The organism is Pseudoalteromonas sp. SCSIO 43088, from assembly GCF_023650795.1.
GTDB classification, from domain to species: domain Bacteria; phylum Pseudomonadota; class Gammaproteobacteria; order Enterobacterales; family Alteromonadaceae; genus Pseudoalteromonas; species Pseudoalteromonas shioyasakiensis.
Map to the genome: position 1 here is coordinate 3,052,049 of NZ_CP072675.1, position 16,243 is coordinate 3,068,291.

A 16,243-nucleotide genomic window follows, 5' to 3' on the forward strand; every position below is an offset into this window, starting at 1 on the left:
CTTTAAACAAAAAAAGCAAAAGCCTTAATTGTTTATACAATAAACACTTAGCAAGAGTAAATAAACAACGATATTGCGTTTTAGCCGGTTAAGACTGTTCAGTCACCGTACGCTCTAAGGTCATTTTAAAACCTGAGTCTGTGGTTTCATCGTGTTCAATCACTAAGATATAGTTACCCTCTTCAGTAAAATCCATATCGCTTTGTTGTAATAACACAATCTGTTGACCATTATCTTCAAACACCACATAAGTTGTATAAACTTCGTTATCAACTACCTGCTCTTGTTGGTCGTATTGATCTAACCCTTCAACAACATTGCTAGTATCTTCAACCGTTTCACCATTGAGGGTGAAGTACACATCAACTTCGTCAATTTCTTGCCCTGCATAGCTATCAATTAAGTTAACCACAGTAACTGCGTGACTGTAACTGCTTGGAGTTAGGTTTTCTTCAATGGTCATCATACGAGGGCCGTAATCTTTGTCATTGTAGAAAAGACCAACCGCACTTTGCTCACGCTCTAATGTCATTAAGAAGTTATCAACAATAGTATCGCCAGCTTCATCTAACATAGCGACACTATAACTATTTGGTGACATGCTCATGTATTCAGAGTAACTATCGTTGCTAACAACTTCGGTGTTGGTCGCCGTTGTGCCTCGGGTTACTTTAAACTGGGTTTGCGTGTAATCATCTATTGTATTGATAAAACGCAGCTGACCTTGCGCGTCTTGGTGGTTTAGTTGTGTTACTGAGCTACTAGCCGTCACAACATCAAGCGTAATGCCATCTTCTTCTGTTGCATAACTTGGACGGATCATCGCCATGTACGTTGCTTCATCATTAAAGTACACGGTTGGTGATTCAAAAATCACATCAGTGCTGCCGCTAGAGGTAATATAAATAGTGTAATAACCTTCCTCAAGCGTCGCTAATTCTGGCTCAACGAGGTATTGCGAAGTCATTAATAACTCAGCGGTATCAAATAACCCGTCGTCAGTAGCAACGTATACATCGTAAAGGTTATCTTCACCAACGATATTAAAAAAGCCAACATTGAATTCATCTTCATCGCTTGACGTCGGCACACTGAGCTCAGTAAAAATTGGTTCAGCAAAATCACCGTTCATTACTAGCAACTGAGTTTGATCATTTTTAATTTTGATTGTTTCTTCATCGATGGTGATATAACTATCATTGGCATCAACATATTCAAAACTGAGTTCATACTCCCCCGAACTGTAGTTATGACGAGTTGATACATCACCAAAATCTGCGCCCGAACGTTCAGTGTCATCAACAAATAAACGTGTGTATGGGCTGTTGTAAGAGCCATTGTACAGTTGCACATAGCCACTGTTGCTACTGCTGCTGTCATCGCTTGAACAGGCAGCCAGTACCGAAAGCAAACTTGAGGCAACAATTGTTTTAAGCAGAGTGCTTTTCATGGAATTTTTTCCTTATTGTTTGTAATACCCCATTCTGACTCGAATAGTGCGAAAAAATTCTATGTTTTACAAACTATTACCTTCACTTACAGTTACTTACGATAAGGTTAAAAAGTGTAGAAAATGATGTAGAAAAGCACTTAATTAATCATAATTATGGACAGAAAATCATATTTATAGTGAAAGCAGCTTACTTTTACACGAAAAGTAAATAATGATTACATTTTAGGCGCTTATGCAATCAAATCAGATAAATTATTAGATAGTTAAATTTGCGCTATGCAGCACAAAAAAATTAGCAAATAATGGTGTTCACACAAACGGGATTAGAATGAGGACTATGAACACGATTTTAACCACACAATGCGATGATGATGTTGGTCTAATTGCCAAGATCACCGGTCTTTGTCATCAGCATAATTTAAACATTACACGTAATAACGAATTTGTAGATAAAGACGCTAAACGCTTTTTTATGCGTACAGAGTTAAGCGGCGTTATTTCAGATGATTTTTTATCAAGCCTTGCTGAGCTACTTCCTGATGGCGCAGAGCTTGCCCTGCACAGCAGCGAAAAAACTAAAGTGGTATTGCTTGCCACTAAAGAAGCGCACTGTTTAGGTGGTGTATTACTAAAGCAATTCGAAAAAGCCTTAAACATCGAAGTACTGGCTGTGATTGCCAACTACGCCGACTTAGCGCCACTGGCTGCAGGCTTTGATGTGCCATTTCATGTGGTATCGCACGAAGGCTTAAGCCGTGCGGAGCATGATCAACAAGTCGGTGATTTAATTGCCAGCTATCAGCCTGATATCATCGGCCTTGCTAAATATATGCGTATTTTAAGCCCTGAATTTGTGGCGCGCTTTGAAGGTAAGATTATTAATATTCACCATTCATTTTTGCCAGCCTTTATTGGCGCAAAGCCTTACCATCAGGCATTTGAGCGCGGTGTAAAAATTATTGGCGCGACCGCTCACTTTGTTAATAATGAGCTCGATGAAGGGCCGATTATTTTACAAGATGTGACGCATGTCAGTCATGCTGATACCGCAGAGATGATGGCAAAAATGGGTAAAGATGTAGAGAAAACTGTGTTCTGTAAAGCGCTGCAACTCGCATCTGAACATAAACTGTTTATCAATGGTAATCGAACCGTGGTGTTCGCTTAAGCAATAAAATGAAGAGGCTGAGTGGCCTCTTTATTGTTTTTATTATCTTTTGTTATGCCGACTCAATAGGCTCTAATTGTAACTTAGAGGCAATTAATACCGCTTGAGTACGGTTATACACACCTAGCTTTCTAAAAATTGCTGTAATGTGTGCTTTAACGGTTGCTTCAGAAATATGTAACTCGTAAGCAATCTGTTTGTTTAACAAGCCTTCGTGCAAGTATTGCAACACCTTGTATTGCTGCGGCGTCAGTGAAGCCACTTGCGCTGCAATTTCTTTGTCTTCGCCATCTACGGCAGCCACTTTATCTTTAAGCTCAAGTGGAAGCCAAACATCGCCTTCAAGAATGTGGTTAATTGCCAGCGCAATATCATCTGATGAAGATGATTTAGGAATAAATCCCATCGCACCATAACCCATTACTTTAGAAACTACATTGATGTCTTCGCTGCCAGAAACAACAGCTATTGGTAAGCTTGGATAGTCTTCGCGAATGCGAATAAGGCCGTATAAATCGCCATTGCCTGGCATGTGAAGGTCTAGTAGTAAGATATCAAGATCTTCTTGCTCGCTCAGCACCTGCAAGGTGGTATCAAAGTTTTCCGATTCAAACACTTCTAAATCAGCGAACTTAGCACTCAATGCCCCTTTCAGCGCTTCACGAAATAACGGATGATCGTCCGCTATTAAAAACTGACTCATGGTTCACTCCTAATAAATTCGGCTGACACCTATTTCTAAGTGACAGCCGATATACTACGTTTAGAATCAACTTCTAATCAAGTTTTTAACGCGATTTTAACGATTTAATCGGTTTTCGATTAGCTCATCAACAACGCTCGGGTCGGCCAGTGTAGAAGTATCTCCAAGCTGTTGGTGCTCATTTGCCGCAATTTTACGTAAAATTCGACGCATGATCTTACCAGAACGAGTTTTCGGTAAACCTGGAGACCATTGGATCATATCTGGTGATGCAATTGGGCTTAACTCTTTACGAACCCAGTTACGTACCTCTTTTGTTAGTTCATCGCTCACTACAACACCCTCATTTGGAGTGATGTAAACATAGATGCCCTGACCTTTAATATCATGCGGGTAACCTACGACTGCAGCTTCTGCTACTGCTTCGTGAGCAACCAATGCACTTTCGATTTCTGCAGTACCTAGGCGGTGACCTGATACGTTAAGTACGTCATCTACACGGCCTGTGATCCAGTAGTAGCCATCTTCATCACGACGACAACCATCACCTGTGAAGTACACGCCTGGGTATGCTGAGAAATAGGTTTGTTCAAAACGTTCATGGTCGCCATAAACTGTTCGTGCTTGTGATGGCCAGCTATCTAAAATAACAAGGTTACCGTCAACCGCACCTTCTAGTGTATTACCCTCAGCATCAAATAATGCTGGTGCAATACCAAAGAATGGACGTGTTGCTGAGCCTGGCTTCATATCTGTCGCACCTGGTAATGGTGTGATCATGATGCCGCCAGTCTCTGTTTGCCACCAAGTATCTACGATTGGGCAGTTTTCGTTACCAATATGTTCGTAATACCATGCCCACGCTTCTGGGTTAATTGGCTCACCTACAGAACCCATAACACGAAGACTTTTACGAGTTGAAGTCGCTGTTGGCTCATCGCCTTTCGCCATTAGAGCACGAATAGCAGTTGGTGCTGTGTAAAGAATAGTCACGTTGTGCTTATCAATTACTTCACCCATACGGCCCGCTGTTGGGTAAGTTGGTACACCTTCAAATACGACTTGCGTGCAGCCATTCACTAATGGGCCATAAGCAATGTAGCTGTGACCTGTGATCCAGCCCACATCGGCACTACACCAGAAAATATCGTCTTCTTTAAGATCAAATACATATTCATGTGTCATTGATGCATAAACAAGGTAACCACCGGTAGTATGAACCACACCTTTTGGTTGACCCGTTGAGCCTGAAGTATAAAGAATGAAAAGCGGATCTTCTGCATTCATTGGCTCTGGTTCACACTCAGCCGGTAAGTCAGCGACAAGCTCATGCCACCAAACATCATGACTATTCCATTCAACTTCACCACCCGTTAGCTGATGAACAATAACGTGCTCAACGGTGGTTACAGAGTCTTGTGATACCGCTTCATCAACATTTGCTTTAAGTGGTACGCAGTTGCCAGCACGGCGACCTTCGTCTGAAGTAATTACCACTTTAGCGCCTGAGTCATTAATTCGGTCAGCAATCGCTGATGGAGAGAAACCACCAAATACTACAGAGTGAATAGCACCAATACGCGCACACGCTTGCATAGCGTAAATAGCCTGCGGTGTCATTGGCATGTAAATAGCGACACGGTCACCTTTTGATACACCTAATTTTTTAAGGCCGTTGGCTAGCTTAGCTACTTCGTCGTGAAGCTGTTGGTAGCTAATATTTTCGTTGTGTTCAGGGTTATCGCCTTCCCAAATAAGAGCTGTTTTATCGGCTTTAGTGGCAAGGTGGCGGTCAATACAGTTGTAAGAAGCGTTAAGTTGGCCGTCTTCATACCAGCGAATGCTGATGTGGCCTTTGTCGAATGAGGTGTTCTTTACTTTGTTATAAGGAGTTGACCAATCAAGGCGTTTACCGTGCTCTCGCCAAAATCCTTCAGGGTCATCAATAGATTGCTTGTACAGTGTATTATATTTATCGTTATCAACTAGTGCTGCATTCTTGATATGCGCTGGTACTGGATAGATACTTTCTGACATTGTTGTCGTCTCCATTTTAATTACTTGCCTACGGCCTGCTTCAAGGATCACTCAGCAAAGCCCCTGAAAGTATTAGACCTTAGTTGTATATCTTGTCATTTAACAAAAAACTTTAAAATTGCCTTCTATAATCTAGTCCAATGTTAGGTTGGATGCGATTTAACTACCCATTCCACCTTAGTCTAATAGACCAATAGATAATTGAGAGAAGTCATTTCTTAAACAACAGTGATACAACAACATTAATGCAATCAACAAGTAGCTTCGACAGGAATACACATTATGACAACAACAAAAGTAACCGCATTAAAGACACTCACAGCTTCAGCTGTTTTATGTGCACTTGCAGGTACCGCTAACGCCGCAACCATTGGTAACACAGACGTTTCTTATGGTGGCTATGTAAAACTTGATGCTATGTGGAGTGATTACTCTGCAGGCGTACCAGCTGGCGGCAGCATTGGCCGTGACTTCTATGTACCAGGTACAACACCGGTAGGCGTAGACAGCGATAGCGATGCAGTATTTGACATGCATGCCCGCCAATCTCGCTTTAACCTAGGTACAGCAACAAAATTAGACGATGGGAAAACCATCAAAACTAAAATTGAAATAGACTTTATTGCTTCAGCGCCGGGCGGTAACGAACGTGTTAGTAACTCTTACGCGCCTCGTATTCGTCAAGCATTTGTGACTTATGATGGTTGGTTATTTGGTCAAGCTTGGTCAAACTTTCAAAACGTAGGTGCATTACCAGAAACACTCGACTTCGTCGGTCCTGCAGAAGGTACTGTGTTCGTACGTCAAGCACAGGCACGTTACACTACCGGTAATTGGTCATTCTCTATCGAAAACCCAGAGAGCACAGTCACAGTTGGCGGCGCACGTGTAGCTACTGATGATGCATCAATGCCTGACTTTACAGCACGTTACGCACATAAAGCTGACTGGGGTGAATTAGTATTTACCGGTCTTGCTCGCCAGTTAACTTATAAACAAAATGGCATTGATGCAGATACATCATCGTTCGGTATCAGTGCATCTGGTAAAGTAAATTTTGGCCAAAACAACCTTAAATTTATGTTAACTCAAGGCTCAGGTTTAGGCCGCTACATTGGTTTAAACGTAGCCAATGGTGCTGTGCTTGACGGTGATGATTTAGATGCAATTGATTCAACATCAGGTTTCATTGCCTATCAACAACACTGGAACAGCCAATGGCGCTCAACTTTCCTTTATTCATTCTTTTCAGCAGATAACAACACAGATTTACTTGCTGTGACTGGCGACCCTACAGAAATGAGCCAAAGCTATAGTGCCAACCTTTTGTATTCGCCTGTTAAAAAGCTTACATTTGGTGTTGAGTTTAAACATGCTGAGCGTGAGTTAGAAAGCGGTGCTGACGGCGATATGGACCGTCTGCAGTTCTCTGCAAAATACGTATTTTAAGATTTAAACTTATTTTACTTCCTGAAGCGGCTTCGGCCGCTTTTTTTATATCTCCTTTTTATATTTCTGTGCCCTTTAAACTTTTTTGCAAACAATTACTCACTAAAACAGTAAACCCTAATTGCAAATTATTTTCATTTAGATTAAATTACGCATTAATTTCACTATTCATTGAACTAATTGGAACTTTGCATGTCATCAACAAAATTTTTGCGCTTATCTCAATTAAGCCTTGTGACCTCAGCACTTTTAAGTGGCCACGCTTTTGCAGAACAACAAAAAGAAGAACAAGCAATTGAAAAAATTGCCGTGTATGGCCAGCATCATAAAAACTACATCACTGAAGAAGCACAGTCAGCAACCAAATTAGGGCTAACAATTAAAGAAACGCCACAGTCAATCTCTGTTGTATCACGTGCGCTAATGGATGACTTCTCACTCGATAACCTTAATGCTGTACTTGAAAGCACACCGGGTGTCACTGTTGAGCAAATAGAAACTGACCGTACTTATTTTAAAGCTCGTGGTTTTGAGATCACCAACTTCCAAGTTAATGGCATGGGTATGCCGCAAGACAACGGTTCAATCCAAGGTACTCTTGATACTTCTATTTTCGATAGTGTTGAAATTGTACGTGGTGCCAATGGTTTAATGACAGGTGCTGGTAACCCATCAGCAACAGTCAACATGGTTCTAAAGCGCCCTACTTATCAAACGCAAGTAAATGCGTCTGTATCGTATGGTTCTTGGGATAACAAGCGTTTAGAGCTTGACGCTTCAACTGCTATCAACGAAAACCACGCTGTACGTGCTGTATTTACCAAGCACAAAACTGAGTCATACCTTGACCGTTACGAGCAAGATAAAACAATTTATTACCTAGCCTACGAAGGCCAGCTAACTGATAGCACAGTAGTAACTGCAAACTATGTAAATCAAAAGAAAGATGCTGATAGCCCACTGTGGGGTGCCTTACCGCTTTATTACAGCGATGGTTCAGCAACAAACTTTGACGCTTCAACTAGCACAGCGTCTGATTGGTCATACTGGAATAACACAACTGAGCAGCTGTTCTTATCAATTGAGCAAGCAATTACCAATACTTGGTTCTTAAAAGCCAGCTACGCACACCTAGAAAATGAGCAAGACTCAGAGCTTTTCTATGTTTATGGTACACCTGATAGAGAAACAGGTCTTGGCTTAACGGGTTATGCGAGTGAATATGACCACAAAGATAAGCACGATATTTTAGATATTTACGCAACGGGTAAATTTGATTTATTTGGTATGGAACATGATCTGTCGTTTGGTGTAAACCAAGCAGATATGGATAACAAAGATAAATCATTGTATGACCGTACAACAGGCAATGGTTTCCCTGCAATGCCTGAGCTAGGTGGTTGGGATGGTGTTGCGCCAGTGCCAACACTTACCGATGGTTTAACAGGTGCTGATATCACCAGCCGTCAACGCTCAGCGTATATTTCAACACGTATCCGTGCAACTGACTCATTCAGTGTGTTAGCAGGTGTGAGCCAAGTAAATTGGGAAACTGAAGGTGCCTCTTACGGCGTTGCAAAAGACAAAGATAGCGACCAAACTGTGCCTTACTTCGGTGCTGTGTATGATATCAACGAAAGCTTCTCAACTTATGCAAGCTACACAGAAACCTTCGTACCGCAAACAGAGCGTGACATCAATGGCGATTACTTAGATCCAATCACAGGTAAAAGCAGCGAAGTTGGTGTGAAAGCACAGCTACTTGATGACGACTTATTTGTAACAGTTGCTTACTTTGACGCTAAACAAGTTGGCCTTGCTGTTGCTATCCCTGATTCATTACCTGATGACACTCGCTACTATGGCGCAGATGGCATTAACAGCGACGGTATTGAAGTAGAACTTAGTGGTCAAATCAACGAAACACTGAGTGCGAGCTTTAGCTACAGCAACCTAAACATTGATGGTGATGAGTTAGTAAAAGACTACACACCTGAAAACCAGTTCAAACTTGCTGTAACTCATAAAGTGCCTGAGATTGATGGTTTAACCTTTGGCCTAAACTATCGTTGGCAAGACGATACAAAGCGCGTACAAGTGCGTGATGCGGCAACAAATGCTGCACTTATCACCACAACGCAAGATGCGTACGGCCTATTAAACCTAATGGCAACCTACGATATTAACGACAATATGAGCGTTAACTTGAACGTTAATAACGTGACCAACGAAAAGTACATCCATAGTCTTTTCTGGGCTCAAGGTTATTACGGCGCACCGCGTAACTACTCAGTGTCTTTCAACTGGCAGCTGTAAGCTTGAGCTAGAAGCTGTAAGCTGTAAGCTGTAAGCTGTAAGTTGTAAGTTTTAAGCTGTAAGCTGTAAGCTGAAAGTTTTAAGCTGTAAGCTGTAAGTTTTAAGCTTTAAGCTTTAAGCTTTAAGCTTTAAGCTTTAAGCTTTAAGCACATGAAAGAGTTGCAAGAGTAAAGTTTACCTTTTCTAACTTTACTCTCGCTAACTTTACTCTCGCTAACTTTCCCCTTGCTAACTTTACTCTCGCTAACTTTCACCCATAAAAAAACCGCTAACTATGTAGCGGTCTTTTTTGTGTTAAGTGCGGGTCAAATCACGCTTAACTGTACTCTTTTGCGGTGTTTATAGCTCGTCTTCAGCTAATAGGCCTGCATCTTCACCATCTTCTGGTTGTTCTGTTGCCTGAAGTAATAGCATCTCACGTAACTTACCTTCGATCTCATCTGCGATCTCTGGGTTGTCTTTTAAGAACTTAATTGAGTTTGCTTTACCTTGACCAACTTTGCTGCCATTGTAGCTGTACCAAGCACCTGATTTTTCAACAATCTTATGCTTAACACCTAGGTCAATTAACTCGCCTTGTTTAGAAATGCCTTCGCCATACATGATGATGAACTCAGCTTGTTTAAACGGCGGAGCAACCTTGTTTTTAACAACTTTAACGCGAGTTTCGTTACCAACAACCTCGTCGCCTTCTTTCACAGAACCAATACGACGAATATCGATACGTACTGAAGAGTAGAATTTAAGTGCGTTACCACCTGTTGTTGTTTCAGGGTTACCAAACATAACACCAATTTTCATACGGATTTGGTTGATGAAAATACATAGTGTGTTTGAACGCTTGATGTTACCTGTAAGCTTACGTAATGCCTGTGACATTAAACGAGCTTGTAGACCCATGTGTGAGTCACCCATGTCACCTTCGATTTCAGCTTTAGGTGTTAAAGCTGCTACCGAGTCAACAATCACAACATCAACAGCACTTGAACGAACTAACATGTCACAGATTTCTAATGCTTGCTCACCAGTATCTGGTTGAGAAACAAGTAAGTCATCAATGTTTACACCCAATTTTTGTGCGTATACAGGATCTAGAGCGTGCTCAGCATCTACGAATGCACACGTTTTACCTTGCTTTTGAGCTTCAGCGATAACTTGTAAAGTAAGCGTTGTTTTACCTGATGATTCAGGACCATACACTTCAACAATACGACCCGTAGGCAAACCACCAATACCTAGTGCGATATCGATACCTAGTGAACCTGTTGAGATTGCTTCAATATCTAGGGCTTTATTGTCGCCCAGTTTCATAATTGAGCCTTTACCAAATTGACGCTCAATTTGTGATAAAGCAGCGTCTAAGGCTTTTTGTTTGTTATCGTTCATTCTGTTCTCCAAATCCGGCTAATGCAGACAGTATACTGTATGAAATCACAGTATCAAGCTAATTTTCAGATTTTATCAATTCAATTATATTTTTTAATGAGTAAACAATAGCTTGCAGTCTAACTTCAGCTCGATCGCCAGAGAAAACTTGCTGACTTGGGTAGTTTTGACCAGCAAAATGAATGCAAAACCATACTAATCCCACAGGTTTATCCAGTGTTCCACCACCGGGGCCTGCTATTCCCGAAATAGCTATTGCGATATCTGAATTTGCTGCTTTTGCTGCCCCCGATGCCATTTCAACAACGGTTTGCTCACTCACCGCACCAAAGCTGTTTAAGGTCTGCTCGCTAACGCCAATGAGCTCATGTTTTGCTTGGTTACTATAAGTGACAAACGCTCGATCAATATAATTAGAACTGCCTGGGGTATCGGTTAGTGCATAACTCACTCCACCACCAGTGCATGACTCTGCGGTAGTGATCCATAAGCGTTTATCCGTTAAAATAGCTCCTAATTTCGCAGCAAGTGTTTTAATCTCTTGATGTAATTCCATATTCAGCCTTTGGGTAAATACATGTCGTTTGATCTTTATGCACCGCACACTATAAAACAACAAACCCCTATGATGCAGCAGTATCTAAAAATAAAAGCCGAGCACCGGGATATTTTATTGTTTTATCGTATGGGCGACTTTTACGAACTTTTCTTTGATGATGCCAAGCGTGCAGCGCAACTTCTTGATATTTCTCAAACCCATCGAGGTAAAGCCGGTGGCGATCCCATTCCAATGGCAGGCGTACCCTATCACGCAGTCGAAAACTACTTAGCTCGCCTTGTACAAATGGGTGAGTCAGTAGCTATTTGTGAACAAGTTGGTGACCCAGCGACTAGCAAAGGCCCTGTTGAGCGTAAAGTTGTACGTATTGTTACACCGGGCACAATTTCTGACGAAGCGTTATTACAAGAACGCCAAGACAACTTACTAACCAGTGTATGGCAAAATAAACAAGGCCTATATGGTATTGCTTACTTAGATATTAACTCTGGCCGATTCAATGTGTTAGAAGTTAATACCGATGAAGCATTTAGCTCAACATTACAGCGTTTAGCCCCTGCTGAGCTGCTTTACAGTGAAACATTTGCAAATGTGCACTTAATTGAACATATCAAAGGTGCGCGTCGTCGCCCAGAATGGGAATTTGATCTAGATACAGCGCAGCATTTACTTTGCGATCAATTTGGCACCAAAGATTTAGTTGGTTTTGGAGTAGACAAAGCACACGCAGCTTTAGTCGCTGCAGGCTGCTTAATGCAATACGTAAAAGACACTCAGCGTATAGCCCTGCCGCATATTCGTGCAATCACCCTTGAACAAAACGAACACGCGGTGATCTTAGATGCAGCAACTCGTAAAAACCTTGAACTAACGGTTAATTTATCGGGTGGTTACGAAAACACTCTTGCGCAAGTACTTGATAAAACAGCCACAGCTATGGGGTCACGCTTATTAAAGCGTCGTATTCATACCCCTGTGCGCAGCAAAACAGAGCTCAACTCTCGACTAAACGCAATTAGCGCAATTATCGATGCGCAATTATGTGGTGAGCTACAAGAGTCATTAAAGCAAATTGGCGATATTGAACGTGTTATTGCACGCCTAGCGCTTTGCACTGCTAGGCCGCGAGATTTAACGCGCCTGCGTAGCGCGCTGCAAGCTCTCGCGCCACTTCACGAACTATTACTAGATGCTAACGATCCGCGTATTAGTCAAATTATTGCTAAGTCGCAACAGTTACCTGAACTACAAGATTTACTAGAGCGTGCTGTAATCGAAACCCCACCGGTGCTTATTCGTGATGGGGGTGTGATTGCACCAGGTTACAACAGCGAACTTGATGAATGGCGAGCGCTAAGCCAAGGTGCTACCGATATTCTTGAAAAGCTTGAAGAGCGTGAGCGTGAGCGCACTGGCATTAGCACCTTAAAAATTGGTTATAACAAAGTGCATGGCTTTTTTATTGAAGTAAGCCGCGCTAACTCACATTTAGTTCCTGCGGATTATATTCGCCGCCAAACGCTAAAAAATAATGAGCGCTATATTATCCCAGAGCTTAAAGAGCATGAGGATAAAGTACTTGGTAGCCAGTCAAAAGCGCTAGCGCTTGAAAAACAGCTTTACGAGCAACTCTTTGAGTTTATTGCTCCGCACATTGAGCAGCTACAAACAATGGCAGCTGTTCTAGCAGATTTAGATGTACTGAACAATTTAGCCGAACGTGCACAAGCGCTTAATTATGCTAAGCCAACTCTGTGCGATAACGATAACATCAGTATTAAGCAAGGTCGCCACCCGGTAGTAGAGCAGGTAATGAAAGACCCGTTTATAGCTAACCCTGTAGAGCTTAATAACGACCGTAAAATGCTGATTATCACAGGTCCAAATATGGGTGGTAAATCGACCTATATGCGCCAAACTGCACTTATTGTTCTAATGGCTCACATTGGTTGTTACGTTCCTGCTGATAGTGCAGAAATTGGGAATATTGACCGTATCTTTACGCGTATTGGCGCAAGTGATGACCTAGCATCAGGACGCTCAACCTTCATGGTTGAAATGACCGAAACAGCAACTATTTTAAATAACGCCACAGCACAATCACTGGTACTGATGGATGAAATTGGTCGCGGTACCTCAACTTATGATGGCTTATCGCTTGCCTATGCAACGGCTGATTATTTAGCATCAAAAATTGCCGCTAAGACCTTATTTGCAACCCACTATTTTGAGTTAACCGAACTGGCCGAGCAAAAAACGGGGTTAGTTAATGTGCACCTAGATGCCATTGAGCACAACGACACCATTGCCTTTATGCATACCGTGCTTGAAGGCGCAGCAAGCAAGAGCTTTGGTTTACAAGTTGCTGCCTTGGCTGGTGTACCAAAAGCGGTTATCCAACAAGCAAAACAAAAGCTTAAAATGCTTGAGAACCATCAACCTGTTACTGCTCCTATTGAGCAACAACAGCAAACATTAAGTTTTGATGATGAGCCTTCTGAGCTTGAATTAACCTTAAAACAGCTTGATCCAGATAGCTTAACGCCAAGACAAGCACACCAACTACTGTATCAATTAAAAGATTTACTGTAGTGAAATAAAAGAGGCATAAAAAAAGCTGACGTAACGTCAGCTTTTTTGTGTGTTCTAGACCCGAAGGCCTATGTATTGTTGTCAAATTAGGTGAATTGGTCGAATAGGCTATCTGTACTTAACCCTTCGTGTTGCAAAATGTCTGTTAAGCGACGTAATGCTTCAACTTGTATTTGTCTTACACGTTCCCGTGTTAAGCCAATTTCACGACCAACATCTTCAAGGGTTGATGGCTCATAGCCTAGTAAACCAAAACGACGAGCAAGTACTTCACGCTGTTTCGGGTTTAACTCTCCAAGCCAATCAACAATGTGCTTGTTAATGTCATTACTCTGTACTTCGCCCTCTGGACCATAGTCTTTCTCATCGGCGATAATATCTAATAACGCTTTGTCATTTTCACCGCCGATAGGTGTATCCACCGAGGTGATTTTTTCGTTTAAACGCAGCATCTTAGTGACATCTTCAACCGGCTTATCTAAGCACTCTGCAATTTCTTCTGCGGTTGGTTCATGGTCAAGTTTCTGCGTTAATTCACGGGCTGTTCTTAAATAAACATTAAGCTCTTTAACCACGTGAATAGGTAAACGAATCGTACGTGTTTGGTTCATGATGGCACGTTCGATAGTTTGACGTATCCACCAAGTTGCATAAGTTGAAAAACGAAAACCACGTTCTGGGTCAAATTTCTCAACGGCTCTGATAAGGCCTAAATTACCTTCTTCAATAAGGTCTAGTAGCGCAAGGCCACGGTTGTTATAGCGGCGGGCAATTTTCACCACTAAACGTAAATTACTTTCAATCATTCGCTTGCGAGAGGCTTCACAGCCTTTCAGTGCTTTTCGAGCAAAATAAACTTCTTCTTCTGCGCTTAGCAGCGGAGAAAAACCAATCTCACCAAGATACAGCTGTGTAGCATCTAAATTCTTGGCAACTTCTTCTTTTGCAAAAATTTCATCTTCGTTGTCGACTTCTTCAAGTAATTCAGAAGACTCTTCTTCGACTACCGTGTCATCAAATTTATCGTCAATCGCGTCAGTTTTTTTCTCAAGTTTTGCTGTGTGACCCATAAGCGTCCTCCCGAGCAAATATGTGATTGAGCTAAATCACTTTATCAATACCCTAAATGGCTAAGGTAGATACTTAGCAGGATTGACTGCTTGACCCCGATAACGAATTTCAAATCTCAAAGCCGTAACCGAAGAGTCTGAACTGCCCATTTCTGCTATTTTCTGCCCTGCCTTTACTTCCTGTTTTTCCTTTACAAGCAACTTTGAATTGTGCGCGTAAGCGCTTAGGTAATCATCATTGTGTTTCAATATGATTAAATTACCGTAACCCCTCAATGCGTTGCCCGCGTATACCACAGTTCCATGTGCAGCAGCTAAAACAGAAGCCCCTTGTTTATTAGTGATCTGTAATCCTTTAAAGCCGTTCTCTTTATTAGAGAAGCGTTTTGTGACTTTACCTTTTGCAGGCCAGCCCCATACAACTTTGGCATTAGAATTACGCTTTTTTTCACTAATTATTTTGTTGGCTTGTTTCTGAACATACTCTCGTTGTTTTGGCTGATCAAGCCCTTTCTTTAATTTTTTGTTATTTTTTTGTATAGAAACAGTAGACTTTTTACTCGAATTCGTATATTTTTTCGTCTTTTTTGATTTTTGTGCCGATTTTGTGAGCGAAATACTCTGCCCAGGGAAGATGGTATAAGGTGCTGGAATATCGTTTATTTTTGCGAGCGTTCGAAAATCTTGCTGAGCGCTAAAAGCAATTGAATACAAAGTATCGCCCTTTTTGACTACATATTTTGAGCCAGAGATATTTACTTTGCGTGTGGCGGGTTTAACTTTATTATCTAAACTACTAACCGGTGCCGGTGCTTCGCGAGAAGTACAACCAAAGAGCAAAATACTAAGAAACAAAGTAACATAGACTGTTAACTGCCTGCTCATCGTAAAATGCTCCTTATCGTACTAGTTTAATGGTTTTGCGGGTTATCGTAGTAAAAAGTACGCAACCACAACTAAAACAACTAATCCCCAGCCAAGCGCTTCAACATATTGACGTAATTTTTGCTCCATTTTAACGCCGCCCCACTTCATTAAAGCCGACACTAAGAAGAAACGCGCGCCACGACCTATTGCCGAGGCAATTAAAAATGGCAAGAATGCCATTTGCATCAAACCTGCACCTATGGTGAAAACCTTATAAGGTATAGGAGAGAAGCCCGCTAAAAACACCACCCATACACCATAGTTTTCAAACCAACTTAGCGCTGTGTCAAATTTAGCTTGCCAACCCATTTGCGCAATCAGCGGCTCAACTACAGGTTCGAATAACCAAAAGCCAAGTAAGTAACCTAAAATACCGCCAATCACTGAAGCAATAGTCGTAAAGCTGGCAAAGCGCCATGCTTTATCTGGCTGAGCAAGCGACATAGGGGCTAGCATGACATCCGGTGGCACCGGAAAAAAAACAGATTCAGCAAAACTCATCCCTGCTAAATAACGCTCCGCATGACGGTGTTTAGCCCATACCAGCGCCATATCATATAACTTAGTAAACAACTTCAAAGTA

12 protein-coding genes and 1 pseudogene are annotated in these 16,243 nt (G+C 41.8%); 5 read left to right on the plus strand and 8 right to left on the minus strand.

All coding sequences use genetic code 11. From position 1 onward, the window contains the following. Positions 1-88: 88 nt before the first annotated feature. Positions 89-1,450, minus strand: coding sequence for a hypothetical protein (locus tag J8Z28_RS14070; protein WP_062564843.1), 1,362 nt, complete (start codon positions 1,448-1,450; stop codon positions 89-91). Between the two features lie 340 nt (positions 1,451-1,790). On the opposite strand from J8Z28_RS14070, the gene purU reads away from it, so the two are divergent. Further along, complete coding sequence (gene purU / locus J8Z28_RS14075; RefSeq protein WP_062564842.1) at positions 1,791-2,621, plus strand: formyltetrahydrofolate deformylase; 831 nt, start codon at positions 1,791-1,793, stop codon at positions 2,619-2,621. Positions 2,622-2,673: 52 nt separating this feature from the next. On the opposite strand, the gene J8Z28_RS14080 is transcribed toward purU, so the two are convergent. Then, entirely contained in the window at positions 2,674-3,324 is a 651-nt protein-coding gene (locus J8Z28_RS14080) for a response regulator transcription factor (protein ID WP_054551155.1), read from the minus strand. Positions 3,325-3,420: 96 nt separating this feature from the next. Beyond that, entirely contained in the window at positions 3,421-5,361 is a 1,941-nt protein-coding gene (gene acs, locus J8Z28_RS14085; RefSeq protein ID WP_054551154.1) for an acetate--CoA ligase, read from the minus strand. Between the two features lie 282 nt (positions 5,362-5,643). Between acs and J8Z28_RS14090 the strand changes: the two genes are divergently transcribed. The 3 genes and pseudogenes from J8Z28_RS14090 to J8Z28_RS21925 form a co-directional block, all read left to right on the plus strand. After that, positions 5,644-6,810 (plus strand): DcaP family trimeric outer membrane transporter, encoded by a 1,167-nt coding sequence (locus tag J8Z28_RS14090; RefSeq protein WP_062564841.1) that lies wholly within the window; start codon positions 5,644-5,646, stop codon positions 6,808-6,810. Between the two features lie 192 nt (positions 6,811-7,002). Next, entirely contained in the window at positions 7,003-9,126 is a 2,124-nt protein-coding gene (locus tag J8Z28_RS14095; RefSeq protein WP_062564840.1) for a TonB-dependent siderophore receptor, read from the plus strand. Positions 9,127-9,305: 179 nt separating this feature from the next. Continuing rightward, a pseudogene (locus tag J8Z28_RS21925) lies at positions 9,306-9,386 on the plus strand (hypothetical protein); the annotation flags it as partial. 79 nt (positions 9,387-9,465) lie between these two features. On the opposite strand, the gene recA reads toward J8Z28_RS21925, so the two are convergent. Together recA and J8Z28_RS14105 are read right to left on the minus strand one after the other, a co-directional pair. Beyond that, on the minus strand, positions 9,466-10,512 hold the full coding sequence (gene recA / locus J8Z28_RS14100) for a recombinase RecA (RefSeq protein WP_054560894.1): 1,047 nt from the start codon (positions 10,510-10,512) through the stop codon (positions 9,466-9,468). Between the two features lie 58 nt (positions 10,513-10,570). Further along, positions 10,571-11,068, minus strand: coding sequence for a CinA family protein (locus tag J8Z28_RS14105; RefSeq protein ID WP_062564839.1), 498 nt, complete (start codon positions 11,066-11,068; stop codon positions 10,571-10,573). Between the two features lie 21 nt (positions 11,069-11,089). On the opposite strand from J8Z28_RS14105, the gene mutS reads away from it, so the two are divergent. After that, positions 11,090-13,663, plus strand: a complete 2,574-nt coding sequence (gene mutS, locus J8Z28_RS14110) for a DNA mismatch repair protein MutS (RefSeq protein WP_055021014.1) — start codon at positions 11,090-11,092, stop codon at positions 13,661-13,663. 86 nt (positions 13,664-13,749) lie between these two features. Here mutS and rpoS read toward each other — a convergent pair whose 3' ends face one another. The 3 genes from rpoS to J8Z28_RS14125 are packed head-to-tail and all read right to left on the minus strand — an operon-like array spanning position 13,750 to position 16,239. Then, positions 13,750-14,733 (minus strand): RNA polymerase sigma factor RpoS, encoded by a 984-nt coding sequence (gene rpoS / locus J8Z28_RS14115; RefSeq protein WP_250659645.1) that lies wholly within the window; start codon positions 14,731-14,733, stop codon positions 13,750-13,752. Positions 14,734-14,793: 60 nt separating this feature from the next. Next, a complete protein-coding gene (locus tag J8Z28_RS14120) occupies positions 14,794-15,618 on the minus strand; it encodes a peptidoglycan DD-metalloendopeptidase family protein (RefSeq protein WP_055021015.1) in 825 nt (274 codons plus the stop codon). A 42-nt stretch (positions 15,619-15,660) separates the two neighbouring features. Next, the gene (locus J8Z28_RS14125; RefSeq protein WP_054551145.1) at positions 15,661-16,239 is read right to left on the minus strand and encodes a YqaA family protein; all 579 of its coding nucleotides are present in this window, start codon (positions 16,237-16,239) and stop codon (positions 15,661-15,663) included. Positions 16,240-16,243 lie beyond the last annotated feature (4 nt).